This is a genomic window from Streptomyces sp. NPDC090108 (genome assembly GCF_044747185.1).
Classification (GTDB): Bacteria; Actinomycetota; Actinomycetes; order Streptomycetales; family Streptomycetaceae; genus Streptomyces.
The window spans coordinates 123,112-149,149 of sequence record NZ_JBIVDQ010000006.1; the positions used below are offsets into that span (position 1 = coordinate 123,112).

The following is a 26,038-nucleotide window of genomic DNA, read 5'->3' on the forward strand; positions in this document are numbered from 1 at the left end:
CCGGCGGCCGTGCCGGGGCCTGTGGACAACGCGCGCCGCACCGTCACCCGGCGCCGCACCCCGCACACCCGACGACCCCGGCACCGGGAGCCTCAGGGGCTCTCCGGTGCCGGGGTCTCCTCCGCGGCGTGCGAGGCCGCGGCGTGCGGGTCCGCGGCCTTCGGGTCCGCGGCGTGCGGGTCCGCGGCGTGCGGGTCCGCGGCCTTCGGCGGTCAGTCCGTCGCGATCGCGTTCAGGACGTTCATCCGGCCCGCCCGGAAGGCCGGGACCAGGGCGGCGAAGAGGCCCACGAAGGCCGAGCCGACGAAGACACCGATGATGGTCGGCCAGGGGATCTCCAGGACCTTCAGGCCCTCCAGGGCGAGGAGCTTCTGGGCGGTGGCGCCCCAGCCCATGCCGAGGCCGAGGCCGAGCAGGGCCCCGAAGAGGGCGATCACCACGGACTCCAGGCGGATCATGCGGCGCAGCTGGCGGCGGGAGAGGCCGATGGCCCGCATGAGGCCGATCTCCCGGGTCCGCTCGACGACCGACAGCGCCAGGGTGTTGACGACGCCGAGGACCGCCACCACGATCGCGAGGCCGAGCAGGCCGTAGACCATGTTCAGGAGCCGGCCGACCTGGTCCTTGAGCTCCTGCTTGTAGTCGGTCTGGTCGCGCACCTGGTACTGCGGGTACGGCTTCATCGCCTTCTTCAGGGCCGCGTACGCCTGCTTCTCGTGGCCCTTCTCGGCCTTGGCGAACATGATCTCGTTCGGCGGGATCCTGTTCGCGGGCACGTACTTCTTCATCGTCGCGATGCTCGTGTACCGGGCGCCCTTGTCGATGGCGACGTCGTCGTCGGTGACGGCCGCGACCTTCAGCTTCGCCGTCGCGCCGCCGTCGAAGGCGACGGTCAGGGTGTCGCCGACCCGGACGTGGTGCTTCTTCGCGTACCGCGAGCCGACCGACATGGCGTCCTCGCCGTACGCCGCCGTCAGCTCGCCCGCGGTCGTCACGCGTCGCAGGTCCTGGGCGTAGGAGGGGTCGGCCGCGGTGACCGTGGTGTGCTCGGACCTGCCGTCCGGGGAGGTCATGACGGCCGCGAGGTCCTTGTAGCGGGTGACGTGGGCGAGGCCCGGGGTCCGCTCCATGGCCTGCTCGGCCTTCGGGACGATCCGCTGCTGCCCCTGGACGATGAAGTCCGCGCCGACCGACCTGTCGAGCTCGTCGGTCGCCGAGGCCACCATGGAGGAGCCGACCACCGACAGGCAGGCCACCAGGGCCAGGCCGATCATCAGGGCGGCGCCGGTGGCGCCGGTGCGGCGCGGGTTGCGCAGCGCGTTGCGCTCGGCGAGCCGGCCCACGGGTCCGAACATCCGCAGCAGCAGCGCGCCGATCACCCGGACCACACCGCCGGCCAGCAGCGGGCCGACGATCACGAAGCCGATCAGGGTGAGGACGACGCCCGCGCCGAGCATCAGCGAACCGTCGGCCGCCTTGTCCGCGGCGGCCGCCGAACGCAGCGCGAAGACTCCGGCGCCGGTGAGCACCAGGCCGGCCAGGCCGCGCACGAGCCCGGCCCGGCCGTCGGCCGGGGTGCCGGCGTCGCGCAGCGCGGCCATCGGGGAGACCTTGCCGGCGCGCCGGGCCGGCAGATAGGCGGCGAGGACGGTCACGACGACGCCGAGGAGCAGGCCGACGACAGGGGTGGCCGCCTTGACGGTCAGATCGCGGGTGGAGAGGTCCATGCCCATGGAGGCCATGAGTTTCATCAGGCCGACCGCCAGGCCGACGCCCGCGCCGACACCGAGGACCGAGCCGACGACGCCGAGGATCAGGGACTCGGCCAGGACCGAGCGGTTGACCTGCTTGCGGGAGGAGCCGATGGCGCGCATCAGGCCGATCTCGCGGGTGCGCTGGGCGACCAGCATCGAAAAGGTGTTGATGATCAGGAAGATGCCCACCAGGAACGCGATACCGGCGAAGCCGAGCATGGCGTACTTGATGACGTCCATGAACGAGCCGACACCCTGGCTGTTCTCGGCAGCGTTCTCCGCGCGCGTCTGGACCCGGTAGGACCCGTCGAGCACGGAGGAGACGTCCCGCTTGAGGCGGGTGTCGGAGACGCCGGGCGCGGCGGTGACGTGCAGCTGCGTGAACCGGCCGGTGGCGCCGAGGAGTTCGCGCTGGGCGGTGGCGGTGTCGAAGTAGACGACGGCGGCACCGGGGTTGGTCACCTTGAAGGTGGCGACGCCGACGATCCTGGCCCTGAAGTCACCGGTGACGGCGATGGTGCGCAGTTCGTCGCCCGCCCTCAGGTGGTGCTTGGCGGCGGTGTCCGCGTCGACCATGACCTCGCCCGGCCCGCGCGGGGCGTGCCCGGAGGTGATCTCCATGGAGCGCAGGTCGTTGTGCGTCCAGTTGCCGGCGATGGTCGGGGCGCCCGTGGTGGAGCCCATGTTCTCGTTGTCGCCGTTGACGACGGTCACGTTCATCGAGCTGACGGCGCCCTCGGCCGAGGCGACGCCGTCCGCCTGCCGCACCCGCGCCAGCGCGGAGGCCGGCAGCGACTCGGGCTTCCCGTTCTGCGGGGTGCCGTCGCTCTTGGCCGCCTTGGGCAGCACCGTCACGTCGGACGCGGTGACCGCGAAGAGCTTGTCGAACGTCGTGTTCATGGTGTCGGTGAACACGAGGGTGCCGCAGACGAACGCCACCGACAGCAGCACCGCGACCGCCGACAGCGCCATCCGGCCCTTGTGCGCGAGGAAGTTGCGCGCGGAAGTCTTCAGGACGGTCATGACGTGCGCCCCCGGGCGTCGAAGTCCTTCATGCGGTCCAGGACCTGATCGGCCGTCGGCCGGTCCATCTCGTCCACGATGCGGCCGTCGGCGAGGTAGAGGACGCGGTCCGCGCAGGAGGCGGCGACGGGGTCGTGGGTGACCATCACGATGGTCTGGCCCAGCTCGTCGACCGAGCGGCGCAGGAAGCCGAGGACCTCGGCCCCGGCGCGCGAGTCGAGGTTTCCGGTCGGCTCGTCACCGAAGATGATCTCCGGCCGGGAGGCGAGCGCCCTGGCGACCGCGACGCGCTGCTGCTGGCCGCCGGAGAGCTGCGAGGGGCGGTGCTTCAGCCGGCCGGCGAGTCCGACGGTCTCCACGATCTGGTCCAGCCACGCCTGGTCGGGCTTGCGGCCCGCGATGTCCATGGGGAGCGTGATGTTCTCGAGCGCGCTCAGCGTGGGCAGCAGGTTGAACGCCTGGAAGATGAAGCCGATCCGGTCCCGGCGCAGTTGGGTGAGCTTCTTGTCCTTCAGGCCGGTGATCTCGGTGTCGTCCAGGTGGATCCGGCCGCTCGTCACCGTGTCGAGGCCGGCGAGGCAGTGCATCAGGGTGGACTTGCCGGACCCCGAGGGACCCATGATCGCGGTGAACCTGCCTCGGTGGATGTCCACGTCGACATGGTCGAGGGCGACGACCCGGGTCTCCCCCGCTCCGTAGGACTTCACGACCTGGCGAGCCCTCGCGGCGACGGCCGTAGGCCCTCCAGTGCTCTCGTGCCCGGGAATGGTCACAGCCGATGTCACGGTTGATCTCCTATGTCGTATATGTCGTACGTGAAGAGGCAGTTGTGCGCGGACGCCCGGTGTCCGGGCGCTCGTTCGTTCGGGTTCGTCGACGAGTCTGGCGGGAGAAGGGGGTGCGGCGCGCTGGTGCGGGACCCCGTCCCGTGGTGGGGCAAACCCCACCCCCGCCGGTCCGGCCGGCCGCCCCTCAGCGGCGTAAAGCCAGGTTAAGGACGGCTCCGGGCCCCCCTCGTCCTCCGCGGGGACGACCCCTCCCGGAGGCCCGGTACGGCCCTTCCCCTAGGGGTGCGCGGCCGCCGGGCGGGAGCGTTCTCAGGGTCGGCGCCGTGCGCGGACACCCTCCCGCGGGCCGTCCGGCACAGGGTGCGGGGCATCCGGCACGGGGTGCGCGGCACCCGGCACGGGGCACAGGGCGTCCGGCCCGCGGGGCGCCCGGCGTGCGCCACAGCCCGGTCCCGACCCCGGATCCGCCCTGGTAAGCGCGTACCTCCGCCCACTTCGGGGAAAACGCCCCGCAACACGTAACCCGCGAGTAACGTGCGTGACTCCGCTCTCCACCCCCCACCTCCCTGCGGTCCGCCGCCACGGACCCGAGCCGCGCAAGGAGCACCGGGATGTCCTACGACCCGCATGACCGCCACGAGCCGTACGAGCCGTACCCCTCGCCGTACCCGCAGTCCCCGCGGTATCCGGCGCCCCCGCAGCACCCACAGTCCCCGCCGTACCCGGCACCCCCGCAGCACCCGCAGTCCCAGGTCACCTATCCCTGGCAGCCGCCGCCCCGGCAGCCGCCCACCGTGCGGAACCAGGCGCCCCGCGAAGCGCTCGGCCGCCACAGCGACCTGCGCGTGCTGCGCCGCGCGTACCGCTGGCAGCGGCGCACCGCCACGCTCACCGCGCTCGGCTACTTCACGCTGTTCCTGATCCTGTCCGCGTTCGCGCCGGGCGTCATGAGCGCCACGGTCGCCGACCGGATACCCGCCGGCCTGCTGCTGGCCCTGGTCCAACTCCCCGTCACCTGGCTGGCGATCGCCCTCTACGAGCACACCGCGCGCCGCCACGTCGACCCGCTCGCCGACCGCATCCGCCGGGAGGCCGAAGTGAACGCGCGCCGAGGAGCGGCCCGATGACCACCCTCATCCCCTTCGGCACCGCCCTCGCGCTCGCCGGTGACACCGCCCCGGGCGCCGGCTCTCCGGGCTCCTCCGGTCCCGGCGCCCCCGGCCTCGGCGGGCTCACCGGGTTCAGCGGGTTCAGCGGCTCGGCCCAGGCGATGTCACTGGTCGCCTTCACCGCCGTCGCCACCCTCACCCTGCTGCTGTGCGTGATGACCGGCCCCGACCGCGACGACCTCGACGAGTTCTACACCGGCTACGGCTCGCTGTCCCCGCTGCGCAACGGCCTGGCCATCGCCGGCGACTACATCTCCGCGGCCACCGTCCTCGGCACGGGCGGCGTGATCGCCCTGTGCGGGTACGACGGACTCGTCCTCGCCCTCAGCACCGCCCTGTCGCTGATGCTGCTGATGTTCCTGCTCGCCGAACCCCTGCGCAACGCGGGCCGGTTCACCATGGGCGACGCGCTCGCCCGCCGGCTCCCGGGACGCGCGGTGCGCATCGCGGCCTGCGTGGTGACGATCTCCGCGCTGCTGCCGCTGATGCTGGTCCAGCTCGCCGGCACGGGACAGCTGATGGCGTTCGTCCTCGGCTTCTCCAGCGAGGCGCTGAAGACCGGCTGCGTCGTGGGGCTCGGCGCGCTGATGATCAGCTACGCGGCGATCGGCGGCATGAAGGGCACCGCGCTCATCCAGATCCTGAAGATCGTGATGCTCTTCGGCTCGGGCGGTGTCATCGCCGTTCTGATCCTGCACCGCTTCGACTGGGACCCGGGCGCCCTCTTCAGCACCGCGGCGCGCAACAGCGGGGCCGGGTCCGCCTTCCTGCACTCCGGGCTCCAGTTCAGCGGCGGCGCCCACCCCCGCCTCGACATGATCGCCTCGGAACTGACCGTCGTCCTCGGCGGCGCCTGCCTGCCCCACGTCACGATGCGCATGTACACCGCCTCCAGCGCCCGCCAGGTGCGCCGCTCGATGTCCTGGGCGGTGTCCATCGTGGCCGTGTTCGTCCTGGTCGTCGCGGTCGTCGGGTTCGGTGCCACGGCCCTGCTCGGCCGTCCGGCGGTCGCCGCGGCCGACCCGCAGGGCAACACCGCCTACCTGCTCGGCTCCCGCGCGGCCTTCGGCGCCGAGGTGTCCACGGCGGAGACCTTCCTGTTCACCCTGGTCACCACGGCCATCTTCCTGACCATGCTCGCCTCGGTCGCCGGGATGATCCTCGCCTGCGCCAACTCCCTGGCCCACGACGTCTTCGCCGCCCGCGTACGGGAGATGCCGGCCCGCCGCGAGATGGCACTGGCCCGCCTGTCGGCACTCGCCGTCGGCGCGCCGGCGGTCCTGCTGGCCACGCTGGTGCAGCACCACAGCCTGCAGCCGCTGGTGACGTTCTCCTTCTGCATGGGCGCCTCCGCCCTCGCCCCCGCCCTGGTCTACGGACTCTTCTGGCGCCGCTACACCCGCACCGGGCTGATGGCCACGCTCCTCGGCGGCTCGCTGACGGTGCTGGTGCTCATGCCGGGCACCAACCTCGTCTCCGGCTCCCCGGTGTCGGCCTTCCCGCAGGCCGACTTCAACTGGTTCCCGTTCACGACCACCGGCATCGTCTCCATCCCGGCCGGCTTCCTCTTCGGCTGGCTCGGCACCATCGCCTCCGGCCGCCGCAAGGCGGAGGAACAGCGCCGCCAGTACGAGGCGGTGGAGGGCTGGATCCTGGCGGGCGCGGTACGCAGGGGCAGGTGAGGGCGCGGCACGGTGGGCCGGGGGTGCGGGTGAGGAAGCGGTGCCGCGGGCCGGGCTCGCAGGTGAGGGAGCGGCACGCAGGAGGCAGGCGGGGCGCGGCGCGCAGGTGAGGGCGCGGCGGGCGGGCGGCGCACCGAACGCACCGCCCGCTCCGGAGCCGGCGGTCACTGCTCCAGGGCCGCCGCCCTCCCGGTCAGCGCCATGAGGCGGTCGCGGACCTCGTCCATCTGCGCCTGGACCTCGTCCCAGCGCTCGCCGTGCTCGCGCAGCACGCGTTCCGTCTCCCGGGCGGTGCGCTCCGCCCGCAGCCGGGCCCCGGCGACGATCTCGGCGGCCCGCGCACGCGCCTCCTCCTGGCAGCGGCGCGCGGACTCCTCGGCCTGCGCGAGCCCCAGCCGCTGCTGCGCCAGGGCGGCTTCCGCACGGCGGGCCCGCTCGGCGTACCGGTCCTCGAAGGAGGCCGCGGCGCCGGCCTCCGCACGGCCGGCCGCGGCCCACCGCCCCGCCTGCTCCGCGCGCTGCGCGGCGAGCGCGCCCGCGGCGTTCCGGCGCGCCTCGCGCACCCCGGCGAGGTCCTTCCCGCGCCGCTCCTTCACCTCACGCCGGGCACCGACCCGCAGTCCGTCCGCCTCGGCCCGGGCGGCGAGGAGCCGCCGCGCCGCCCCGTCCTCCGCCTCCGCGCGCAGGGCGTCCGCGGCCTCCCGCGCGGCCCGGACCACACCGGCGGCGTCCGCCTCGGCGTCCGCGACCCGCCGCCGTGCCGCGTCCCGTGCCCGCTGCCGTACGTCCGCGGCCTCTTCCCGCGCGGTCTCGAACAGCCGCCGCGCGCGCTCCCCGAGCGTCTCGTACGCCTGCGGCGCGAGCCGCGCGACGACCTCCCGCAGCCGCGCGGCCTCCGCCTCCATCTCCTTGGCGAGCACGGTCAGCCGCGCGGCGCGCTCCCACGCGGCGTCCCGGTCCCGCGACAGCGCCTCCGCGCAGGCGTCGACCTGGCCGGGGCGGTAGCCGCGGCCCCGGACGGTCACGAAACCGTGTGACGTCATCGATGCGCTGCTCACCCAGGGCACCCCTCTCCGGTGGACATACACGACAGGATGATTTCGCGCATATCCTCAGGGATCCGAGGTGACCGGTCATAACGCGACACACCGGGCACATGTCACGGTAGAACGTGGATACGGGCCTCACCGCGGAACCCGCCCGACGGACGTTCTCGCAGGTCAGCGCACTACGGCGCGACATCCCTCGCACCCCTCGCCGAGACCCGCTGCACCCGGGTGAGGCAACCACCGCCGAACGGATGAACGGCGTCACCCGGGAACCGGGCGAACGGCCGCCGGACCGGCTTGCCCGACCGGGCCCGCGGGCCCGCACAGCACCGCGCCCGGCCCCTGATCACGGGGCCGGGCGCGGTACCTCTCTCACTCCGGTCGCACTCCGACGGCGGGAACCGGTCCCACTCCGCTGGCGGGAACCGGCGTCCGGTCAGAGCAGGCCGTCCCACATCTGCTCCAGCAGGACCGACCACCAGCTGTCCGGCGACCCCAGCGCCGCCGGGTCCAGCGAGGCCAGCTGCGCCTGGAAGTCGACCGTCCAGCGCCCCGCCTGCTCCTGGTTCAGCCCGAACCGCAGCCGCCACATCCGGCCCAGCAGCGCCAGGCAGCGCGTGAACTCGGGCAGACCGGTGTTCACGAACTGCGGCGGCACCGGAGCACCGCCGGGCCCCGCCTCCACGGGCACGGCCACGATGTTCGCCGTCCCGTACTGCACACAGAGCGCCTTGCCGAAGTCCGTGCCCATCACGAGGTACGACCCCGCGTCCGAGGCGGGCTGCACCCCGCGCTCCGCCGCCAGCTCCGTCAGCGTCGGCACCGGACGGCCCGGCTGCGCCTGCGCCCAGAAGAACGGGCCCAGATCCACCGGGAGTCCGGCCACCACCAGCATGTGGGCGACGATCGGCGGCACTCCCTGCCGGGACACCGCCTGCTGCTCGAACCGGAACACACCCGGCCCGAACACCGCCGCCAGTTCCTGCGCGATCGCCTCGGGCGGCACCGGGGGCGCGGCCTGCACCGGCGCCAGCGGCGCCCGCACCGGACCCGGCCGCGCGGGACCGTCCGCCACCTGATGCAACTCACCCTGGTGCGCCAGCAGTTGCTGCATGCCCTGCTGCCGGCTCGCGTGATCCGTGCCGTACGGCGCGATGCTCGTGATCCGCGCCTGCGGCCACTGCTCCCGGATCATCCGCGCGCAGTACGCGCCCGGAAGCTCGCACGACTCCAGTTCCGTGTGCAGCTCCAGCACCTGGCCCGGAGGCACGTTCATGCCCCGCAGCTCATGGAAGATCTGCCACTCCGGGTGCGGGGTGCCCGGCGCCGAACGCCGGATCAGCTGCTGCTCCGAGCCGTCCTGCGCGCGGTAGCGCAGCACCGCCTGGTACCCCGGGCCGACCGTCGGCGCGGCCGCCTGCGGATACCCGTACGCCGGAGGCTGCCCCGGCACCGGCGCCCCGGGCCCGGGCATCGGACCGGGCGGCATCACGCCCGGCGGCGGAGGCATCGCGCCGGGCGGCATCATGCCCGGCGGCGGCATGGCACCGACCGGCATCGCACCGGCGGGCGGCGGAGGCATCGAACCCACCGGCATCGCGCCAGGGGGCGGCGGGGGCATCGCACCGGGCGGCATGCCGGGAACGCCCGGGACGGGCGGCGGCGGGGGGACACCCGGTCCGCCCACCGGAGGAGCCGACAGCACGGTCTCGGCATGGTGCACGGCACCGGGCGCCCCACCGGGAACACCGGGCGCCGCCGGAGCACCCGGCGGCTGCGGGGCACCGGGCGCGTGAGGCACGCCGGGAGCGGGCGGCACACCCGGGCCACCGGCGGCACCGGGTCCGCCAGGGACACCGGAGGGCTGCGGCGCACCCGGAGCGGGCGGCACGCCCGGAGCACCGGGGCCCGCGGGGGCGCCGGGCGGGTTCGGGACGCCGGGAACACCCGGCGGCTGCGGAGCGGCCGGACCACCGGGGCCGCCGGACGGCGACATCAGCTGGGTCGGCACGTATCCGCCCGCGCCGGGAGCGCCAGGCGTACCCGGCGTGCCGGGCGGGGGCGGCGGGCTCCCCGGGCGGGCGCCCGGGGCACCGGGGGCACCCGGCGGATGGGGCGGCGCGCCCAGCCCGGTCCGCCCCTTGCGCGGCGGCGGCGCGGCCTTGCTCGTCGCGGCGTCGGCGATGTCACCGGCGTCGGGCGGCAGCGGCCGCCCCTGCGCGCCCGGACCACCCGCCGGGGACTGCGGCGCGCCCGGAGAGTCACCCGGAGCCTGCGGATAGCCGTAACCGGGGACACCCTGCGGACCGCTCGGCGCGCCCGGCGCACCGGAGCCCTGCGGGTAGCCGTACGGGGCACCACCCGGAGCCGGCGGCGGCGTACTCCCCTGCGGAGCCCCGGGAACCCCCGGCGCGGGAGAGGCGCCGGCACCCGGAACAGGCCCGTGCGGAACCCCTGGAGCCTGCGGGGCACCGGGCGCACCCGGAGCCGCGGGCCCGCCCGGGGCACCGGAGGCACCGACGGCCGGGGAGACCGCCGTGGGCGGCAGTTGGCTGCCCCCCGACATCAGCGCCGTCTTCGCGTCCACGGCCGCCGACGGCCGCCCGGCCCCCTCGTCCGTGCCGCTCAGCGGCGGAGCGAACACCGTCGCGGGAAGAGGCACCGAACGGTCCTCGCCCGCATCGGCGTTGGTGTCCGTACCGGCCCACGGCGTGGACCCGGCGGGCGCACCGGCGCCCTGCGCACCGCCCGCGGCCGCCGCGGGCCACGCCGGGCCACCGGCCGCGGCGGGAGCCGACGGCATCCCCGGCTGTGTCGGCGCGAGGCCGCCACCGGCCGAACCCCCGCCGACGGCACCGAAGTCACCGACGGCCCCGAAGTCACCGGAGCCACCACCCGCACCGGCGGCCGGAGACGGCGACGGCGAGTGCGACGGCGAGGGAGCGGGTGCCTGAGACGGAACGGCCGCCGGAGACGGCGCCGGAGCCGAAGACGGGTCCGCCGCGCTCCCGCCCCGCCGGTCCGGGATCCCCAGCTTGTCCGCCGCCTCCTGCAGCCACTCCGGCGGACTCAGCAGGAACGACGTCTGGTTCAGATCCACCCGGGCCGCCGGCGCGGGCACCGCGTCCTCGACCTCGTCACGCCGCCCGTACTCCTCCTCGTAGCGGCGGATCACCTCACCCACCGGCAGCGCCGGCCACAGCGTGGCCTCCCCGCTGTCCCGGGCGATCACCAGCCGCTGACCGCCCGCGTCCGCCCGCGGACCCTCGGCGCGGTCCTCGCCCCACACCACGAAGCCCAGCTCGAACTCCCGCACCCGCACCTCACGATGCTGGTACGCCGGGACATCCCCGTTGATCCACTCCTCGGCGCGCTCCTGCGCCTGCGCAAACGTCACCATGACCCGCAGCTCACTCCCCCACCGACGCCGAGGACACCGGGACGGCACGCGCGAACCCGCCGTCCACCATCAGGTTCGCCACCGTCTCCAGCTCCGGCGGATCACCGGCCAGCCGCGACAGGAACGCGTCGAAGTCGTCACCGCAGTTCAGCAGCAACCGCTCCACCCGCTCGGCCGGCGGCCACGACGGATCCACGTCCCGCGCGTCGTCGTACGCGCAGAACCACACCGAACCGGCCCGCTCGCCCTTCACCTTCACCGCGAGCAGACCGCCCTGCACGAACCCGACACCCAGGTAGTCCTTCGTCAGGTGGTCGCGCAGACACTTGTTCACATAGACGAGGTCGTTGACCGCCGCCTCGTCCCGCACCGTGAAGAACGGCTGGTCCAGCAGCAGCCCCAGCTCGGCGTAGAGCGCCGCGCCCACCGGCGCGCACCCGCCCGCCGCCTTCAGGAACGAACGGTAGGCACCCGGCAGCCGGTAGCCCAGATCCTCCTCGACACCCTGGACCTGCGACTCCGTCACCGCCACACCCGACTTCGGCAGCCCGAAGTGCGCCGGACGCGTCTCGTTCAACGGCCGCGTCCCGCGCTTGCCGTGATCCACCGCCGCCGTCGCCACACCACCGTGATGCCGCAGCAGCGCCTTCACGTCCACCGGGACCAGCTCCAGCCGCCGCGAACCCGCCACGTGATGCCACGTCCAGCCGTGCGGCGTCGACACCGCGGGCACGGTGTCCCACAGTTCGTGCCCCGTCGCCGCGAGCGCCGCGTTCGCCGACACGTAGTCCGTCAGCCGCAACTCGTCGACGCCGAAACCCTCGGGCGGCTCGGCGATCTCCACCGCCGCACGCGCGTACGGCGCGAAATCGGGGTACCCGCCCTCGTCCACCCGTACCCCGCGCGGGTGACGCGCCGCCCGCACCGGATCCGGGAAGTTCACGACCTGCCCGGCATAGGCCGCGTTCGGCGGCGCGGCTTGCTGCCCGAGCCGACCTGTCGTCATGGCGGTTGCCCCCTGCGGCACTCTGTACGAGCCGGCGCCGCACCCTGTCCGGCACGCCACGACCCGTATCCGACTGTCTCTCCAACGTCACCGACGCGTTTGACCGCGCCCGTCGCGGTGCCGACAGCCTATGCCGTACACGCACACCGGTCACCGGCCACCGGCGGCCCACCCCGTCACTTCCGTGACCAGCCGTCACCCCGCCGTCACACCTCGCCCCGCCCCCGCGTGTCGCACCGCCCCAGCTACCGCACCAGCCACGGCATTTGGCACTCTGTGTCCTTCGGGGGAAGCCCGGGGAGGAAAGAACGATCATGAATACGATGCAGACCGGAGGGACCGACGTGCGCGCCGGCGACCCTCGCATCGGCTGGAGCGGCACCGAGACACCGTCCGCACCCACTCTTCTGCACCGCCGCGACGGCATCCTGCCCACCGTCGCCGCGGCCCTCTCCGTGCGCGGCGCCACCCTCACCGGCACCGCCGCCCGCGGCGACCAGCCACCACCCCTGCACCCCCTGGTCCAGGACTTCCTCGACACCCTCCCCAGCGGGCAGCGCGACCGCTTCACCGGACGCTGCGCCGAGACGATCCTCATCTCCCGGCACATCGCCGCCGTCGACGCCACCCGCAGCAAACGCGCCGCCCGCAGACCCATGACCAACGGCGAAGCCCGACGCGCCCTCAAGCAGGCCAAACTCACCACCCGGCGCATACGCGAGGACGGCGACCCCCTGCACGGCCGCTTCGCCACCCCCTGCCGCGCCTGCACCGCCCTCAGCGCGCACTTCGGCATCTACATCGTCAACCCGGCCACCCCCGGAAACTGACACCACCACCGGACACCCGCCCCGGCGACCGCCGGCCCGACACCCGCACCGGACACCGCCCCGGCACCCGCACCCGCACCCGCACCCGCACCACCCGGCCCCAGCCCGGCGCACCCCGGAACCACCCGCAAGCACGACGATCGAAGGGCCGATGCACCCCGACCGCACCGCGACCGCGACCACCCGCTTCGCCACCCCCGTCGACGCCACCCTGCGCGCCGCCGGATGGCAGCCGGGACGCTGGGACATAAAACAGGCCGAGATCTGGGCCGACGTCCTGCGCGAACACACCTCACCCGCCGGCCACCGGCACACCGTCTTCCCCGCCGCCGTCGAGGCCTGGGCCGAATTCGGCGGACTGCGCGTCAGCCCCCACGCCCACGGCCGCCAGATCGCCGCCGCCACCCTCCACCTCGACCCACTGCACGGCCTCCACCTCGCCCGCACCCTCGGCGACCTCGGCCGCGCCCTGTCCACCGAGGTCTGCCCGCTCGGCGAGGAGACCGACACCGCCACCCTCCTCGCCATCGACGCCGAAGGCCGCGTCTACGCCCTCGACCACACCGGCGACTGGTACCTCGGCCCCGACATCGACCACGCCCTGGCCGGCCTCGTCACCGGCCTCAAACCCACCCGCCTCACCACCGCCTGACCCCGCCCGCACCCCGGCCCCCACCGGCGTCCGCCGCCCCGCCCCGCGCCGTCCACCCGTCCCCCCGCACGGGGGACGCGCCCTCCCGGGCCGGCCCGGAGCTGCGCCGGCCGGCCCGGAGCCACGCAGACCGGCCCGGAGTCGGGCAGGGAAGACCCGGAGCCGCGCGGGACCGGCCCGGAGCCACCGCAGGGCAAGCCCGGAGCCACCGCAGGACCGGTCCGAAGCCGCGCAGGGCAAGCCCGAAACCACGCAGGCCGCCCGGAGCCGCGCAGGGAAAGCCCGGAGCTATCGCAGGCCGGACCGGAGGCCCGCAGGGAAAACCCGGAGCCACCGCAGGCCGGACCGGAGCCGCGCCGAGGCACCCGAAGCCGCTCAGAGCGCCTCGGAGCAGGCCCGGAGCCGCACAGGGCCTCACCGGGGGCGCAGAGCCGCCCCCGAATCACGCGGGGCGGCACTCAACAAGCTCGGAGCGCGGAGCCATGCCGAGCCACCCGGGAGCACCCCGAGCACCCTGCGCCCCCGCAGCACCCCGAGCCGCCCGGGAGCACCCCGAGCACCCCGAGCACCCGCAGCACCCGCAGCACCCGCAGCAGAGCACCCGCAGCACTCCGAACCGGCTACGCCGCCGCCGGGATCACCGCCGACACCCGGAAACCGCCCGCGTCCGTCGGACCCGACACGAACACCCCGCCCAGCGCCAGCACCCGCTCCCGCATCCCCAGCAGACCGTTGCCCCCCGACGGCAGCCCCGCCGCCGACGCCGACCCCGGCTCCGGCGGCGGCTCGTTCTCCACCTGCATCGCGATCTCCGCCCGCCGGTGCGCCAGCCGCACGTACGTCTTCGCCCCCGCCGCGTGCTTGTGCACGTTCGTCAGCGCCTCCTGCACCACCCGGTACGCCGTCTGCTCCACCTCCGCCGCGTACCCCCGCACCTCCCCCTCCACCGACAGGTCCACCACCATCCCCGCCGCCGCGGACTGCCCGATCAGCTCCTCCAGCTCCGACAGACACGGCCCCTCACCCGGCACCGGCGCCTCGGCCACCGCCCGCGAAGCGGCCTCCGCCGCGGCCACCCCCACCGCCGCCAGCGGCCCCGGCGCCACCGGCGCACCGCCCACACCGCCCTCGGCCCGCAGCACCCCCAGCATCTGCCGCAGCTCCGTCAGCGCCTGGCGCCCCATGTCCCCCACCAGCGCCGCGTTCCGCACCGCCTTCTCCGGGTCCTTGCGCGCCACCGCCTGCAACGCCGCCGCGTGCACCACCATCAGGCTCACCCGGTGCGCCACCACGTCGTGCATCTCCCGCGCGATCCGCGTCCGCTCCTCGCCCCGCGCCCACTCGGCCCGTTCCTCGGCCCGCTCCGCCAGCAGCTGCAGCTCCCGCTCCAGGCTGTCCGCCCGCTCCCGCAGGCTCTCCATCAGCCGGCGCCGGGCACCCACGTACAGCCCCAGCAGCAACGGCGGAGCCGTCAGCCCCAGCGACGTCGCGATCGCCGCGAACGGCACGAACCAGTCGCCCAGCGTCAGATCGCCCCGCGCCATGTCCTGGCGCACGCGCACGAACGTCACGATCATCGTGCCCAGGAACGACATGCCCGCCAGCGCCACGATGATCCGCCGCGGCAGCTCCGCGGCCGCCAGCGTGTACAGCCCCACGATGCCCATCAGGAAACCCATCTGGGCCGGCGTGATCGCGATCGCGACCAGCACCACGGCGATGGGCCACTTCCGCCGCACCAGCAGCACCGAACCGGCCACCAGCCCGAACACGATCCCCAGCGACAGCGGGACACCCGCGTCCCGGGCGAACGGGATCCCCTCCGCGCCGCACTCCACGGCCGACACCAGCGCGAGGCTCACGTCGAGCGCCGCACCGCGCCGCCTCTCCCACCACCACGGGCCGGTCAGGGCCCGGGCATGCTCTTCCCCCGTCGCGGTCATGCCTCCAGCCTACGGGCGGGGACGGGGGCTTTTCCGGTGACTTTCGCCTACCCGCCCCCACCATGCGCCGCCCGGCGAAGGCCTCGAAACCCACCGGTATCCCTCGAACTGCTGAACCACACCCGTTCGATCCCGGAACCGGTCTTTCCGGCCGGACGGTATGCCCATGGCACATCCATCGGGCACGAGCGGCAGGTACGGGGACTTCGAGGAACTGCGGGACCGGGCGATCGCACTGCGACGCGCGGGCCGCAGCCTCCGGCAGATCCGGGACGAGCTGAAGGTCTTCAACAACGACATCCTCAACCGGCTGGTGAAAGGGGAGCCGCCACCGGAATGGACGAAGCGTCCGAACGCGAAGGACGACCTGCGGCAGAAGGCCAGGGAGCTACGGCTCCAGGGCCGGACGTACGACCAGATCCAGGTGGCGCTCGGCTGCTCGAAGAGCTCGATCTCCCTCTGGGTCCGCGACCTGCCGAAACCGGAACGTCGGGACCCCTCCGAGCAGGCAAAACTGGCGGCACAGTTGCGATGGCGGCACGAGCTGGCCGTCCGCGACGACCAGCGCCGGAAGACCAAGGCGGCGGCCGCCGACGAGATCGGCCCGATGACCGCCCGCGACCTGTTCATGACCGGCGTGGCCCTCTACTGGGCCGAGGGCGCCAAGGACAAGCCGTACGCCCGGCGCGAGAGCGTGCAGTTCGTCAACAGCGATCCCGGTGTGATCCGGATCTACCTCGCCTGGCTCGACATGCTCGGAGTGGAGCGTGGACGCCTGCGGTACCGCGTCATGATCCACATGACGGCGGACGTCGAGGGCGCCGAACGCTACTGGTCCGACCTGGTCGGCATCGACGTCTCGGAGCTCCGGAGCACCACGATCAAGAAGCACAGTCCGAAGACCGTCCGCAAGAACGTGGGTGAGGGCTACCGGGGTTGCCTCGTGATCAGCGTCCTCCAGGGCGCCGACCTGTACCGGCGCATCGAAGGGTGGTGGACCGGCATGGTCGACGGCGTCTCCGGGGTCGCGCCGGCCCCACCCTCCGGTAAGGTCTGACGCAGTGATCCGCCGTAGTGTAATTGGCAGCACGGCACCCTTTGGAGGTGTTTCGGTCTAGGTTCGAGTCCTAGCGGCGGAGCTGTACTCCCGGGCCCTGACTCCCCAGTCAGGGCCCACACTCATGTCCGCCCCAACCCGCCCCGGTATCCTGCGGCTGTCACCCCCACCCATCCAGAGCCGAAGGGCAACTCCGTGAGCGCCATTCGCCCGGCAGCCGTCGTCGTTCTCGCAGCGGGTGAGGGCACCCGTATGAAGTCGGCCACACCCAAGGTCCTGCACGAGATCTGCGGCCGTTCCCTGGTCGGCCATGTGCTGGCCTCCGCCCGCGAGTTGGACCCCGAGAACCTGGTCGTGGTCGTGGGCCACGCCCGCGAGCAGGTGACCGGGCATCTGGCCGAGGCCGACCCCGCGGTCCGCACCGCCGTGCAGGAGGAGCAGAAGGGCACCGGCCACGCCGTACGGATGGCGCTGGAGGAGCTGGGCGGCGCGGTGGACGGGACCGTGGTCGTCGTCTGCGGCGACACGCCGCTGCTCACCGGCGGGACCCTCGCGCGGCTCGCCGCCACGCACCACTCGGACGGCAACGCGGTGACCGTGCTGACCGCCGAGGTGCCGGACGCGACGGGTTACGGCCGGATCGTGCGGGACGGGGCGACCGGCGCCGTGACGGCGATCGTGGAGCACAAGGACGCGACGGAGGCCCAGCGGGCGGTCCGGGAGATCAACAGCGGTGTGTTCGCGTTCGACGGGCAGTTGCTGGCGGACGCGCTGAAGAAGGTGCGCACCGACAACAGCCAGGGCGAGGAGTACCTGACCGATGTGCTCGGCATCCTGCGGGAGGCCGGGCACCGGGTGGGTGCCTCGGTGGCGGCGGACCACCGGGAGATCGCCGGCATCAACAACCGTGTGCAGCTGGCCGAGGCGCGCCGCACGCTGAACGACCGTCTGCTGACCCGCGCGATGCTGGACGGGGTCACGGTGGTCGATCCCGCGACCACGTGGGTGGATGTGACGGTGACGTTCGAGCAGGACTCCGTGGTGTTCCCGGGCACGCAGCTGACGGGTGCGACGCATCTGGGCGAGGGTGCCTCGGTGGGTCCGAACAGCCGTCTGCACGACACCCGGGTGGGTGCGGGGGCGCGGGTGGACAACACCGTCGCGGACGGGGCGCGGGTCGGTGCGGGGGCGTCGGTGGGGCCGTACGCCTATCTGCGTCCGGGTACGCGGCTCGGTGAGAGCGCGAAGATCGGTACGTACGTGGAGACGAAGAACGCGGCGATCGGTGCGGGGACGAAGGTTCCGCATCTGTCGTACGTGGGTGACGCGACGATCGGTGATCACACGAACATCGGTGCGGCGAGTGTCTTCGTGAACTACGACGGTGAGAGCAAGCACCACACGACGGTCGGGTCGCATTGCAAGACGGGTTCGGACAACATGTTTGTGGCGCCTGTCACGGTCGGGGACGGTGCGTACACCGCCGCCGGGTCCGTGATCACGAAGGATGTGCCGCCCGGTTCGCTGGCCGTGGCCCGTGGCCAGCAGCGGAATATCGAGGGCTGGGTGGCCCGTAAGCGTCCTGGGAGTGCGTCGGCGAAGGCGGCTGAGGCGGCTTCACGCCAGGGCTCGGACGAGGACTGACCGGAAACAGGTGCGCCAAATACGGCGTACCGTGATAAGTGCACACCCGCACCCCTGCCAGCCGATTCGGCCTCTCACACCCAGCCGAGAGGCCGCCGAGCGGCCGGCTGGCTGAGACACCCTCTGAGGAGACAGTGCTGTGACCGGGATCAAGACGACCGGCGAGAAGAAGATGATGTTCTTCTCCGGGCGCGCCCACCCCGAGCTTGCCGAGGAGGTCGCCCACCAGCTGGGTGTCGGGGTCGTCCCGACGAAGGCCTTCGACTTCGCCAACGGTGAGATCTACGTCCGCTACCAGGAGTCGGCCCGTGGTGCGGACTGCTTCCTGATCCAGAGCCACACGGCTCCGATCAACAAGTGGATCATGGAGCAGCTCATCATGATCGACGCGCTGAAGCGCGCGTCGGCCCGTTCCATCACGGTGATCGTGCCGTTCTACGGTTACGCGCGGCAGGACAAGAAGCACCGCGGCCGTGAGCCGATCTCGGCGCGTCTGATCGCGGACCTGATGAAGACCGCGGGTGCGGACCGGATCCTGACGGTGGACCTGCACACGGACCAGATCCAGGGCTTCTTCGACGGTCCGGTGGACCACCTGTTCGCGCTGCCGCTGCTGGCGGACTACGTGGGCGACAAGGTGGACCGGGACAAGCTGACGGTCGTGTCTCCGGACGCGGGCCGGGTGCGGGTCGCGGACCGCTGGTGCGACCGGCTGGGCGCGCCGCTGGCGATCGTGCACAAGCGCCGTGACAAGGACGTGGCGAACCAGGTGACCGTGCACGAGGTCGTCGGTGAGGTCGAGGGCCGGGTGTGCGTCCTGGTCGACGACATGATCGACACGGGTGGCACGATCTGCGCCGCGGCGGACGCGCTGTTCGCGCACGGTGCGGAGGACGTCATCGTGACGGCGACGCACGGTGTGCTGTCGGGTCCGGCGGTGGACCGTCTGAAGAACTCGCGGGTGAGCGAGTTCGTGTTCACGAACACGCTGCCGACGCCGGGTGAGCTGGCGGCGGACCTGGAGAAGATCAAGGTGCTGTCGATCGCGCCGACGATCGCGAACGCGGTGCGTGAGGTGTTCGAGGACGGTTCGGTGACGAGCCTGTTCGACGAGCAGTAGACCTCACGAGGGGTCCGCTGGAGATCCTTTTGGGCACGGCCTCCCGGCCGAGTAGACTGACCAGGTTGCTCGGCGAGGGAGGCCGTGTCCGTTTCGGCGGTTCATGGTTGTCCGTTATCGACGCGCTCTTCGTAGCAGGCCGTTCGTGGCCGGGTGACCTCCCCAAGCTCTGACGAGCGGGGACGTTCCTACTTTCTACGAGGAGTGATCACATGTCCGAGGTGAAGATCGCCGCCGAGGCTCGTTCCGAGTTCGGCAAGGGTGCCGCCCGTCGTATCCGTCGTGAGAACAAGGTTCCGGGTGTCCTTTACGGTCACGGTTCCGAGCCGCTGCACCTGACGCTTCCGGGCCACGAGCTGCTGCTGGCGCTGCGTACGCCGAACGTCCTGCTCTCCCTGGACATCGACGGCAAGACCAACGAGCTGGCGATCCCGAAGGCCGTGCAGCGTGACGCGGTCAAGGGCTTCCTCGAGCACGTCGACCTGCTGCTGGTCAAGCGTGGCGAGAAGGTCACGGTCGAGGTCCCGGTCCACACCGAGGGCGAGCTGGCCCCGGGTGGCAACCTGCTCGAGCACGTGCTGAACGCGCTGCCGGTCGAGGCCGAGGCCACGCACATCCCCGAGTCCGTCACGGTCTCCGTGGAGGGCCTGGAGGCCGGTGCCTCCGTCCTCGCCAAGGACATCACGCTGCCGGCCGGTGTCTCGCTGGCCGTCGACGCCGACGCCGTCGTGCTGCAGGTTCTGCAGGCGCAGGTCGAGGAGGCCGCCGAGGCCGCCGAGGGCGACGAGGTCGCCGAGGCCTGAGCCTCGTAAGTCATCGCCGGGTCAGCCGCTGTTCCCTCGGGGGGCAGCGGCTGGCTCGTATCCACGGACCGCCCGCCGGGCGTATCAAGGAGACATGAACGTGACGACCGACGCCGACGCTCCCTGGCTCGTCGTGGGGCTCGGCAATCCCGGGCCGGAGTACGCCATGAACCGGCACAACGTCGGGTTCATGGCGGTGGATCTGCTCGCGGAGCGGATGGGTGGCAGGTTCAAGCGGGCGGGCAAGGCGCAGGCGCAGGTGCTGGAGGGGCGGCTCGGTCCGGTGGGGCCGGCGAGCCGGCGGGTGATCCTGGCGAAGCCGATGTCGTTCATGAATCTGTCGGGCGGTCCGGTGAACGCGCTGCGTGATTTCTACAAGGTGCCGCTCGCGCACGTGGTCGCGGTGCACGACGAGCTGGACATCGACTACGGGACGCTGCGGCTGAAGCTGGGCGGCGGGGACAACGGGCACAACGGTCTGAAGTCGATGACGAAGGCGATGGGGGCGGACTATCACCGGGTGCGGTTCGGGATCGGGCGGCCGCCGGGGCGGATGCAGGTCGCGGACTTCGTGCTGAAGGACTTCGCGTCGGCGGAGCGCAAGGAGCTGGACTATTTCGTGGACCGTGCGGCGGACGCGGTGGAGTGTCTGGTGGTGGAGGGGCTGGAGCGGGCGCAGGGGACGTACAACTCCTGACTTGTCCGTGCTTGTTCCACGGCGGAGTTGACCGGTCGTGCGGGTATGGCCAATGATCCCGGCCATGCCTGCCTCAGCCTCCTCCGCCCGCCGGTCGTCCGTGTCCGCGTTGCGGTTCGGCCGGGTCGTGACGATGGGTCTGATCGCGGTGCTGGTCCTGTTCGCCGGGGTGTGGGGGTCCTGGGGAGCCGCGCAGTACGTGATGCTGACGAAGGGGCGGGAGACGGGGACGGTCCGGGTGACCGGGTGTGCCGGGGACCGGTGCTCGGGTCCGTTCACGCCGGCGTCGGCGGGTGCGCCGGGGCATGCGCGGGTGGTGCTCGCGCGGTCGGTCGCGGTGCGTCAGGGGCGGGTGTACGACGTGGTGCTGAAGCCGGGGACGACGGACGCGTTGCGTGCGGGGACGGCGGGGGTGCTGTACGCGTGGATTCCGCTGGGGGGTGCGCTGCTGCTGGCGGCGGTGGTGGTCGCGGGCGGGCTGGGACTGCCGCGTCCGGCGTGGATGCTGGGGATCGCGGGGGCGGCGCTGCTGACGGCGGCGTTCGTGGCCGTGCGGTGACCGGACACCGGACAGCCGTGCGGTGACCGGAGACCGGACTGCCGTGCGGTGACCGTGGATACGACAGGAGGGTGCCCCCGGGGTCCAGGACCCCGGGGGCACCCTCCTGTGGTGTGGGGGGGCGGTCAGCCGGTGTTGCGCAGGCCGGCGGCGACGCCGTTGACGGTGAGGAGGAGGGCGCGGGCGAGCAGGGGGTCGGGTTCGGCGCCGGCGGCGGCCTCGTCGCGCTGGCGCTTGAGGAGGGCGACCTGGAGGTAGGAGATGGGGTCCAGGTAGGCGTCGCGGATGGTGAAGGTCTGCTGGAGTGCGGGGGTGGCCTGGAGGAGTTCGTCCTCGCCGGTGATGCGGAGCACTTCGCGGACGGTCAGTTCGTGTTCGGCCCTGATGGTGTCGAAGACGTGCTTGAGCTCGTCGGGGACGAGGGTGTCGACGTAGTGCTGGGCGATGCGCAGGTCGGTCTTGGCGAGGGTCATCTCGACGTTGGAGATGAAGTTGCGGAAGAAGTGCCACTGTTCGTGCATCTCGCCGAGCACGGTGTCGAGGCCGGCTTCGCGCAGGGCCTTGAGGCCGGAGCCGACGCCGAACCAGCCGGGGACGATCTGCCGGGACTGGGTCCAGCCGAACACCCACGGGATGGCGCGCAGGCCGTCGAGCGAGACGCCGGAGCCGGGGCGGCGGGAGGGCCGCGAGCCCAGGTGCAGTTCGGCGAGCTGGTCGACCGGGGTGGAGGCGAGGAAGTACGTGGGCAGGTCGGGGTCCTCGACGAGCTCGCGGTAGGCGGTGTGGGCGGCCTCGGAGACGACGTCCATGGCGGCGTCCCAGCGGGCGAGGGCCTCGACGGACTGGCGGGGCGCGGTGTGCAGGGCGGAGGCCTGCAGTGTGGCGGCGACCGTCAGTTCCAGGTTCTCCCGGGCGAGGGAGGGGATCAGGTACTTGTCGGAGATGACCTCGCCCTGCTCGGTCACCTTGATCTCGCCCTCCAGGGTGCCCCAGGGCTGGGCGAGGATCGCGTCGTGGGAGGGGCCGCCGCCGCGGCCGACGGTGCCGCCGCGGCCGTGGAAGAGGCGCAGGCGTACGCCGTAGCGGTGGGCGACGTCGCGCAGCCGGCGCTGGGCGCGGTGGATCTCCCACTGGCTGGTGGTGATGCCGCCGAACTTCGAGGAGTCGGAGTAGCCGAGCATGACCTCCTGGACGTCGCCGCGCAGCGCGACGAGGCGCCGGTAGGACGGGTCGGAGAGCATGTCCTCGAGGATGGTGTCGGCGGCCTTGAGCTCGTCGGTGGTCTCCAGGAGGGGGACGATGCCGATCTTGGCCCAGCCGGCGTGGAGGTCGATGAGGCCGGCCTCGCGGGCGAGGACGGTGGCGGCGAAGACGTCGTCGGCGCCCTGGCACATGGAGATGATGTAGGACTCGACGACCTCGGGGCCGAAGGTCTTCAGGGCGCGCTTGACGGTCTGGAAGACGCCGAGGGTCTTCTCGCCGGCCGCGTCGACGGGTGCCGGGGTGGGGGCCAGGGGGCGCCTGGAGCGCAGTTCCTTGGCGAGGAGCCGGGCCCGGTACTCGCGGGGCATGTCGGCGTAGCACCAGGATTCCTCGCCGAGGCGGTCGAAGAGCTGGCCGAGGGCGTGGTGGTGGGCGTCGGCGTGTTCGCGGACGTCCATGGTGGCGAGCTGGAGGCCGAAGGCGGCGAGGGTGCGGATGGTCCGGGCGAGGCGGCCGTCGGCGAGGAGGCCGCCGCGGTGTTCGCGCAGGGAGGTCTGGATGATCCGCAGGTCGCCGAGGAGCTCGTCGGTGCCGAGGTAGTCGCGGCCGGTCTCGTGGGGGGTGCCGGTGGCGAGGCGCTTCTTGGTGTTCTCCAGCTTCTGCCGGATGCAGGTGGCCTTGAGGCGGTAGGGCTCTTCGGCGTTGAGGCGCTTGTAGCGGGGGCTGATCTCGGGCAGGCCGTCGAGGTCGGCCTGGAGGGATTCCAGGAGTTCTTCGGTGGCGCCGGTGTAGCGGATGGAGTTGGAGAGCAGGCCGCGCAGCTCGTCGATCATCTCCAGGGCGTCGTTGATGCCGTGTTCGTGCTGGAGGATGAGGACGTCCCAGGTGACCTGGGGGGTGACGTTGGGGTTGCCGTCGCGGTCGCCGCCGATCCAGGTGCCGAAGGTGAGCGGGCGGGTGTCGTCGGGGAGGCGGACGCCGACGCGCTCGAGTTCGGCGGTGAGGTCCTCCAGGACGTCGCCGACGGCGTGGGCGTGGAGCTCGTCGAGGTAGTAGATGGCGTTGCGGGCCTCGTCGGCGGGCTCGGGGCGGACGACGCGCAGTTCGTCGGTCTGCCAGACGAGGTCGATGTTCTCGGCGAGGCGGATGTCGTGGCGGCGGCGGTCGGAGGGCACGACGGGGGTGTCCAGGAGCTCGGCGATGCGCCGGAGCTTGTTGAGGACGGACCGGCGTGCGGCCTCGGTGGGGTGCGCGGTGAACACCGGGCGGACGTTGAGGTGCTCGACGGTCTGCCGCAGGTGCTCGGGGTCGGCGTCCTTGAGGCGGTCCGCGGTGCGGGCGAGGAGGCCGCCCTCGGCGGCGCGGCGGGCGCGCAGCTCGCGGCCGCGGTGCACCTGCTCGGTGACGTTGGCGAGGTGGAAGTAGGTGGAGAAGGCGCGGACCAGCTTGGCGGCGGTCTCCAGTTCGGTGCCGCGCAGCAGCTCGGCGGCGGCCTCGCCGTCCTCGCGGGTGAGGTGGCGGACCTTCTCGACGAGTTCGAGGAGTTCGGGTCCCTCCTGCCGCACGAGGGTCTCGCCCAGGAGGTCGCCCAGGCGCCGGATGTCGGCGCGCAGCTCGCTGCTGGTCGTGGTGGTCTGGTCGTCGGCACTGCTCACAGGTGCGGCTCCTTGCGGTGTTGAAGCTCGTCTGGGAGGGAACCCGGTCATCCCATCCACCACGCGGCGAATGCCGCATAAGGGCCGGAACGTCCGGGAAGGATTGAGAGCGGACCGCGCTGTCCGACCGTTTCCAAGGATAGGTGTCCGTGCGGGCGCGCAGTCGCCTGGGCCCTTGCCGCCGGGCGACACGCTGCCATACTTACGACGCCGTAGGTTACGGAGCCGTAGGGAATACGGTTTCGACTCCCGCCGGGTCCCGGCGGCCTGGCATCTGCCTCGACCCTCGACCCCACAGGGGACGCGCATGACCTCAAGTTCCGATGTGATCGACGAAGCACACGGCGGCGCCGGCGCCGCCGGCTCCTCCGCCACGCTGGGCGGGGAGCAGAAGCGGTCGATCGAGCAGATCGCGCTGCTGGTGTTCATCGTCGTACCGTTCGTGGCCCTGGTCGCGGCCGTGCCGCTGGCCTGGGGCTGGGGGGTCAGCTGGCTCGACGTCGGGCTGCTGGTGTTCTTCTACTACCTCGGCTGCCATGGCATCACGATCGGTTTCCACCGGTACTTCACCCATGGCGCGTTCAAGGCCAACCGGCCGCTGCGGATCGCGCTGGCGGTCATGGGGTCGATGGCGGTCGAGGGTCCGCTGGTGCGCTGGGTGGCCGATCACCGCAGGCACCACAAGTTCTCCGACGCGGAGGGCGACCCGCATTCGCCGTGGCGGTTCGGGGAGACGCTTCCGGCGCTGATGAAGGGCCTGTGGTGGGCGCACATCGGCTGGATGTTCGACGAGGAGCAGACCCCGCAGGACAAGTACGCGCCGGATCTGGTGCGGGACCCGGCGATGCGGGCGGTCTCCCGGCAGTTCGCGCTGTGGACGATCGTGTCGCTGCTGCTGCCGGCGCTGATCGGCGGTCTGGTGACGTGGTCCTGGTGGGGTGCGTTCACCGGGTTCTTCTGGGGTTCACTCGTCCGGGTGGCGTTGCTGCATCACGTGACGTGGTCGATCAACTCGATCTGTCACGCGGTGGGCAAGCGGCCGTTCCGGTCGCGTGACCGTTCGGGCAATGTGTGGTGGCTGGCGGTGCTGTCGTGCGGGGAGTCCTGGCACAACCTGCACCACGCCGACCCGACCTCCGCGCGGCACGGCGTGGAGCGCGGGCAGATCGACTCCTCGGCGCGGATCATCCGCTGGTTCGAGCTGCTCGGCTGGGCGTACGACGTGCGCTGGCCGTCACGCTCACGTATCGATTCGCGGCGCAACACCGGGGAAGGCGGCTCCCGGCGCGGGAAGGAGACGGTCGAGGCGGCATGATTGACGCCGTGGCGACCGACTCCAGCACCCAGGGCAACGACAAGCAGCGGCGGACCCGCCGTACCCGTATGACCGGCGCGGAGCGCCGTCAGCAGCTTCTGGAGATCGGTCGCACCCTCTTCGCGGCGAAGGGCTTCGAGGGCACGTCGGTGGAGGAGATCGCGGCGAAGGCCGGGGTGTCCAAGCCGGTGGTGTACGAGCACTTCGGCGGCAAGGAGGGGCTGTACGCGGTGGTGGTGGACCGCGAGATGCGGCGCCTGCTGGACATGGTGACCGGCAGCCTGACGGCGGGGCATCCGCGGGAGCTGTGCGAGCAGGCGGCCTTCGCGCTGCTGGACTACATCGAGGAGTACACGGACGGGTTCCGCATCCTGGTCCGGGACTCGCCGATCCCGCAGTCCACGGGCTCCTTCGCCTCGCTGATCTCGGACATCGCCACGCAGGTCGAGGACATCCTGGGCCGCGAGTTCAAGTCCCGGGGCTTCGACTCGAAGCTGGCCCCCCTGTACGCGCAGGCCCTGGTGGGCATGGTCGCCCTGACCGGCCAGTGGTGGCTGGACGTGCGCCGGCCGAAGAAGGCGGAGGTCGCGGCGCACCTGGTGAACCTGGCCTGGCACGGTCTGGACGGGCTGGAGCAGAAGCCGCGGCTGATAGGGCACCGCAAGAACTGACGGCTGTCGGGGGCGCGG

General features: G+C 72.6%; 19 protein-coding genes and 1 tRNA gene. 13 read left to right on the top strand and 7 right to left on the bottom strand.

What is annotated here, in order from left to right; genetic code table 11:
* Positions 1-212: 212 nt before the first annotated feature.
* Both ACIPRD_RS22195 and ACIPRD_RS22200 read right to left on the bottom strand, forming a co-directional pair.
* Complete coding sequence (locus tag ACIPRD_RS22195) at positions 213-2,777, bottom strand: ABC transporter permease (RefSeq protein ID WP_401565317.1); 2,565 nt, start codon at positions 2,775-2,777, stop codon at positions 213-215.
* Positions 2,774-3,562 carry an ABC transporter ATP-binding protein gene (locus tag ACIPRD_RS22200; protein WP_356406221.1) on the bottom strand — a complete coding sequence of 263 codons (789 nt, stop codon included), beginning with the start codon at positions 3,560-3,562 and terminating at the stop codon, positions 2,774-2,776. Before ACIPRD_RS22200 ends, ACIPRD_RS22195 begins: the two co-directional genes overlap by 4 nt.
* A gap of 614 nt (positions 3,563-4,176) precedes the next feature.
* Between ACIPRD_RS22200 and ACIPRD_RS22205 the strand changes: the two genes are divergently transcribed.
* Positions 4,177-4,692, top strand: coding sequence for a DUF485 domain-containing protein (locus ACIPRD_RS22205; RefSeq protein ID WP_401565320.1), 516 nt, complete (start codon positions 4,177-4,179; stop codon positions 4,690-4,692).
* A 143-nt stretch (positions 4,693-4,835) separates the two neighbouring features.
* A complete protein-coding gene (locus ACIPRD_RS22210; RefSeq protein ID WP_356406484.1) occupies positions 4,836-6,416 on the top strand; it encodes a cation acetate symporter in 1,581 nt (526 codons plus the stop codon).
* A 164-nt stretch (positions 6,417-6,580) separates the two neighbouring features.
* On the opposite strand, the gene ACIPRD_RS22215 is transcribed toward ACIPRD_RS22210, so the two are convergent.
* The 3 genes from ACIPRD_RS22215 to ACIPRD_RS22225 all read right to left on the bottom strand — a co-directional run bounded on the left by ACIPRD_RS22215 (position 6,581) and on the right by ACIPRD_RS22225 (position 11,871).
* Positions 6,581-7,459 carry a cellulose-binding protein gene (locus ACIPRD_RS22215; RefSeq protein ID WP_401565322.1) on the bottom strand — a complete coding sequence of 293 codons (879 nt, stop codon included), beginning with the start codon at positions 7,457-7,459 and terminating at the stop codon, positions 6,581-6,583.
* 442 nt (positions 7,460-7,901) lie between these two features.
* Positions 7,902-10,865 (bottom strand): SUKH-4 family immunity protein, encoded by a 2,964-nt coding sequence (locus ACIPRD_RS22220; protein ID WP_401565325.1) that lies wholly within the window; start codon positions 10,863-10,865, stop codon positions 7,902-7,904.
* Positions 10,866-10,875: 10 nt separating this feature from the next.
* On the bottom strand, positions 10,876-11,871 hold the full coding sequence (locus ACIPRD_RS22225) for an SMI1/KNR4 family protein (RefSeq protein WP_356406229.1): 996 nt from the start codon (positions 11,869-11,871) through the stop codon (positions 10,876-10,878).
* A 314-nt stretch (positions 11,872-12,185) separates the two neighbouring features.
* Here ACIPRD_RS22225 and ACIPRD_RS22230 point away from each other — a divergent pair, with 314 nt between their 5' ends.
* Both ACIPRD_RS22230 and ACIPRD_RS22235 read left to right on the top strand, forming a co-directional pair.
* The gene (locus tag ACIPRD_RS22230; protein WP_356406231.1) at positions 12,186-12,701 is read left to right on the top strand and encodes a YwqJ-related putative deaminase; all 516 of its coding nucleotides are present in this window, start codon (positions 12,186-12,188) and stop codon (positions 12,699-12,701) included.
* Between the two features lie 151 nt (positions 12,702-12,852).
* On the top strand, positions 12,853-13,353 hold the full coding sequence (locus ACIPRD_RS22235) for an SUKH-3 domain-containing protein (protein ID WP_356406233.1): 501 nt from the start codon (positions 12,853-12,855) through the stop codon (positions 13,351-13,353).
* A 620-nt stretch (positions 13,354-13,973) separates the two neighbouring features.
* Here the strand turns inward: ACIPRD_RS22235 and ACIPRD_RS22240 are convergent.
* Entirely contained in the window at positions 13,974-15,296 is a 1,323-nt protein-coding gene (locus tag ACIPRD_RS22240) for a sensor histidine kinase (protein ID WP_401565330.1), read from the bottom strand.
* A gap of 166 nt (positions 15,297-15,462) precedes the next feature.
* Between ACIPRD_RS22240 and ACIPRD_RS22245 the strand changes: the two genes are divergently transcribed.
* The 7 genes from ACIPRD_RS22245 (at position 15,463) to ACIPRD_RS22275 (ending at position 21,176) form a co-directional block, all read left to right on the top strand.
* Complete coding sequence (locus tag ACIPRD_RS22245) at positions 15,463-16,353, top strand: hypothetical protein (RefSeq protein ID WP_401565334.1); 891 nt, start codon at positions 15,463-15,465, stop codon at positions 16,351-16,353.
* An 8-nt stretch (positions 16,354-16,361) separates the two neighbouring features.
* Positions 16,362-16,435, top strand: a tRNA-Gln gene (locus ACIPRD_RS22250).
* 113 nt (positions 16,436-16,548) lie between these two features.
* Complete coding sequence (gene glmU, locus ACIPRD_RS22255; protein WP_401565337.1) at positions 16,549-17,997, top strand: bifunctional UDP-N-acetylglucosamine diphosphorylase/glucosamine-1-phosphate N-acetyltransferase GlmU; 1,449 nt, start codon at positions 16,549-16,551, stop codon at positions 17,995-17,997.
* A 139-nt stretch (positions 17,998-18,136) separates the two neighbouring features.
* On the top strand, positions 18,137-19,117 hold the full coding sequence (locus ACIPRD_RS22260; RefSeq protein ID WP_356406241.1) for a ribose-phosphate diphosphokinase: 981 nt from the start codon (positions 18,137-18,139) through the stop codon (positions 19,115-19,117).
* A gap of 212 nt (positions 19,118-19,329) precedes the next feature.
* Positions 19,330-19,920 carry a 50S ribosomal protein L25/general stress protein Ctc gene (locus ACIPRD_RS22265; protein ID WP_356406243.1) on the top strand — a complete coding sequence of 197 codons (591 nt, stop codon included), beginning with the start codon at positions 19,330-19,332 and terminating at the stop codon, positions 19,918-19,920.
* 94 nt (positions 19,921-20,014) lie between these two features.
* On the top strand, positions 20,015-20,617 hold the full coding sequence (gene pth, locus ACIPRD_RS22270; protein ID WP_356406245.1) for an aminoacyl-tRNA hydrolase: 603 nt from the start codon (positions 20,015-20,017) through the stop codon (positions 20,615-20,617).
* Positions 20,618-20,669: 52 nt separating this feature from the next.
* Positions 20,670-21,176, top strand: coding sequence for a hypothetical protein (locus ACIPRD_RS22275; protein WP_356406487.1), 507 nt, complete (start codon positions 20,670-20,672; stop codon positions 21,174-21,176).
* A 125-nt stretch (positions 21,177-21,301) separates the two neighbouring features.
* On the opposite strand, the gene ppc is transcribed toward ACIPRD_RS22275, so the two are convergent.
* Positions 21,302-24,034, bottom strand: coding sequence for a phosphoenolpyruvate carboxylase (ppc, locus tag ACIPRD_RS22280; protein WP_356406248.1), 2,733 nt, complete (start codon positions 24,032-24,034; stop codon positions 21,302-21,304).
* Positions 24,035-24,341: 307 nt separating this feature from the next.
* On the opposite strand from ppc, the gene ACIPRD_RS22285 reads away from it, so the two are divergent.
* Entirely contained in the window at positions 24,342-25,349 is a 1,008-nt protein-coding gene (locus ACIPRD_RS22285) for a fatty acid desaturase (RefSeq protein WP_356406250.1), read from the top strand.
* A complete protein-coding gene (locus tag ACIPRD_RS22290) occupies positions 25,346-26,020 on the top strand; it encodes a TetR/AcrR family transcriptional regulator (RefSeq protein WP_356406253.1) in 675 nt (224 codons plus the stop codon). The genes ACIPRD_RS22285 and ACIPRD_RS22290 overlap by 4 nt, the downstream gene beginning before the upstream one ends.
* Positions 26,021-26,038 lie beyond the last annotated feature (18 nt).

Coding starts and splice junctions, on each gene's coding strand:
- ACIPRD_RS22275 (WP_356406487.1), top strand. CDS start 20,670: ATGATCCCGGCCATGCCTGCCTCAGCCTCCTCCGCCCGCCGGTCGTCC.
- ACIPRD_RS22230 (WP_356406231.1), top strand. CDS start 12,186: ATGAATACGATGCAGACCGGAGGGACCGACGTGCGCGCCGGCGACCCT.
- ACIPRD_RS22210 (WP_356406484.1), top strand. CDS start 4,836: ATGTCACTGGTCGCCTTCACCGCCGTCGCCACCCTCACCCTGCTGCTG.
- ACIPRD_RS22235 (WP_356406233.1), top strand. CDS start 12,853: ATGCACCCCGACCGCACCGCGACCGCGACCACCCGCTTCGCCACCCCC.
- ACIPRD_RS22215 (WP_401565322.1), bottom strand. CDS start 7,459: ATGACGTCACACGGTTTCGTGACCGTCCGGGGCCGCGGCTACCGCCCC.
- ACIPRD_RS22290 (WP_356406253.1), top strand. CDS start 25,346: ATGATTGACGCCGTGGCGACCGACTCCAGCACCCAGGGCAACGACAAG.
- ACIPRD_RS22265 (WP_356406243.1), top strand. CDS start 19,330: ATGTCCGAGGTGAAGATCGCCGCCGAGGCTCGTTCCGAGTTCGGCAAG.
- ACIPRD_RS22195 (WP_401565317.1), bottom strand. CDS start 2,777: ATGACCGTCCTGAAGACTTCCGCGCGCAACTTCCTCGCGCACAAGGGC.
- ACIPRD_RS22220 (WP_401565325.1), bottom strand. CDS start 10,865: ATGGTGACGTTTGCGCAGGCGCAGGAGCGCGCCGAGGAGTGGATCAAC.
- ACIPRD_RS22240 (WP_401565330.1), bottom strand. CDS start 15,296: ATGACCGCGACGGGGGAAGAGCATGCCCGGGCCCTGACCGGCCCGTGG.
- ACIPRD_RS22205 (WP_401565320.1), top strand. CDS start 4,177: ATGTCCTACGACCCGCATGACCGCCACGAGCCGTACGAGCCGTACCCC.
- ACIPRD_RS22225 (WP_356406229.1), bottom strand. CDS start 11,871: ATGACGACAGGTCGGCTCGGGCAGCAAGCCGCGCCGCCGAACGCGGCC.
- ACIPRD_RS22285 (WP_356406250.1), top strand. CDS start 24,342: ATGACCTCAAGTTCCGATGTGATCGACGAAGCACACGGCGGCGCCGGC.
- ACIPRD_RS22245 (WP_401565334.1), top strand. CDS start 15,463: ATGGCACATCCATCGGGCACGAGCGGCAGGTACGGGGACTTCGAGGAA.
- pth (WP_356406245.1), top strand. CDS start 20,015: ATGAACGTGACGACCGACGCCGACGCTCCCTGGCTCGTCGTGGGGCTC.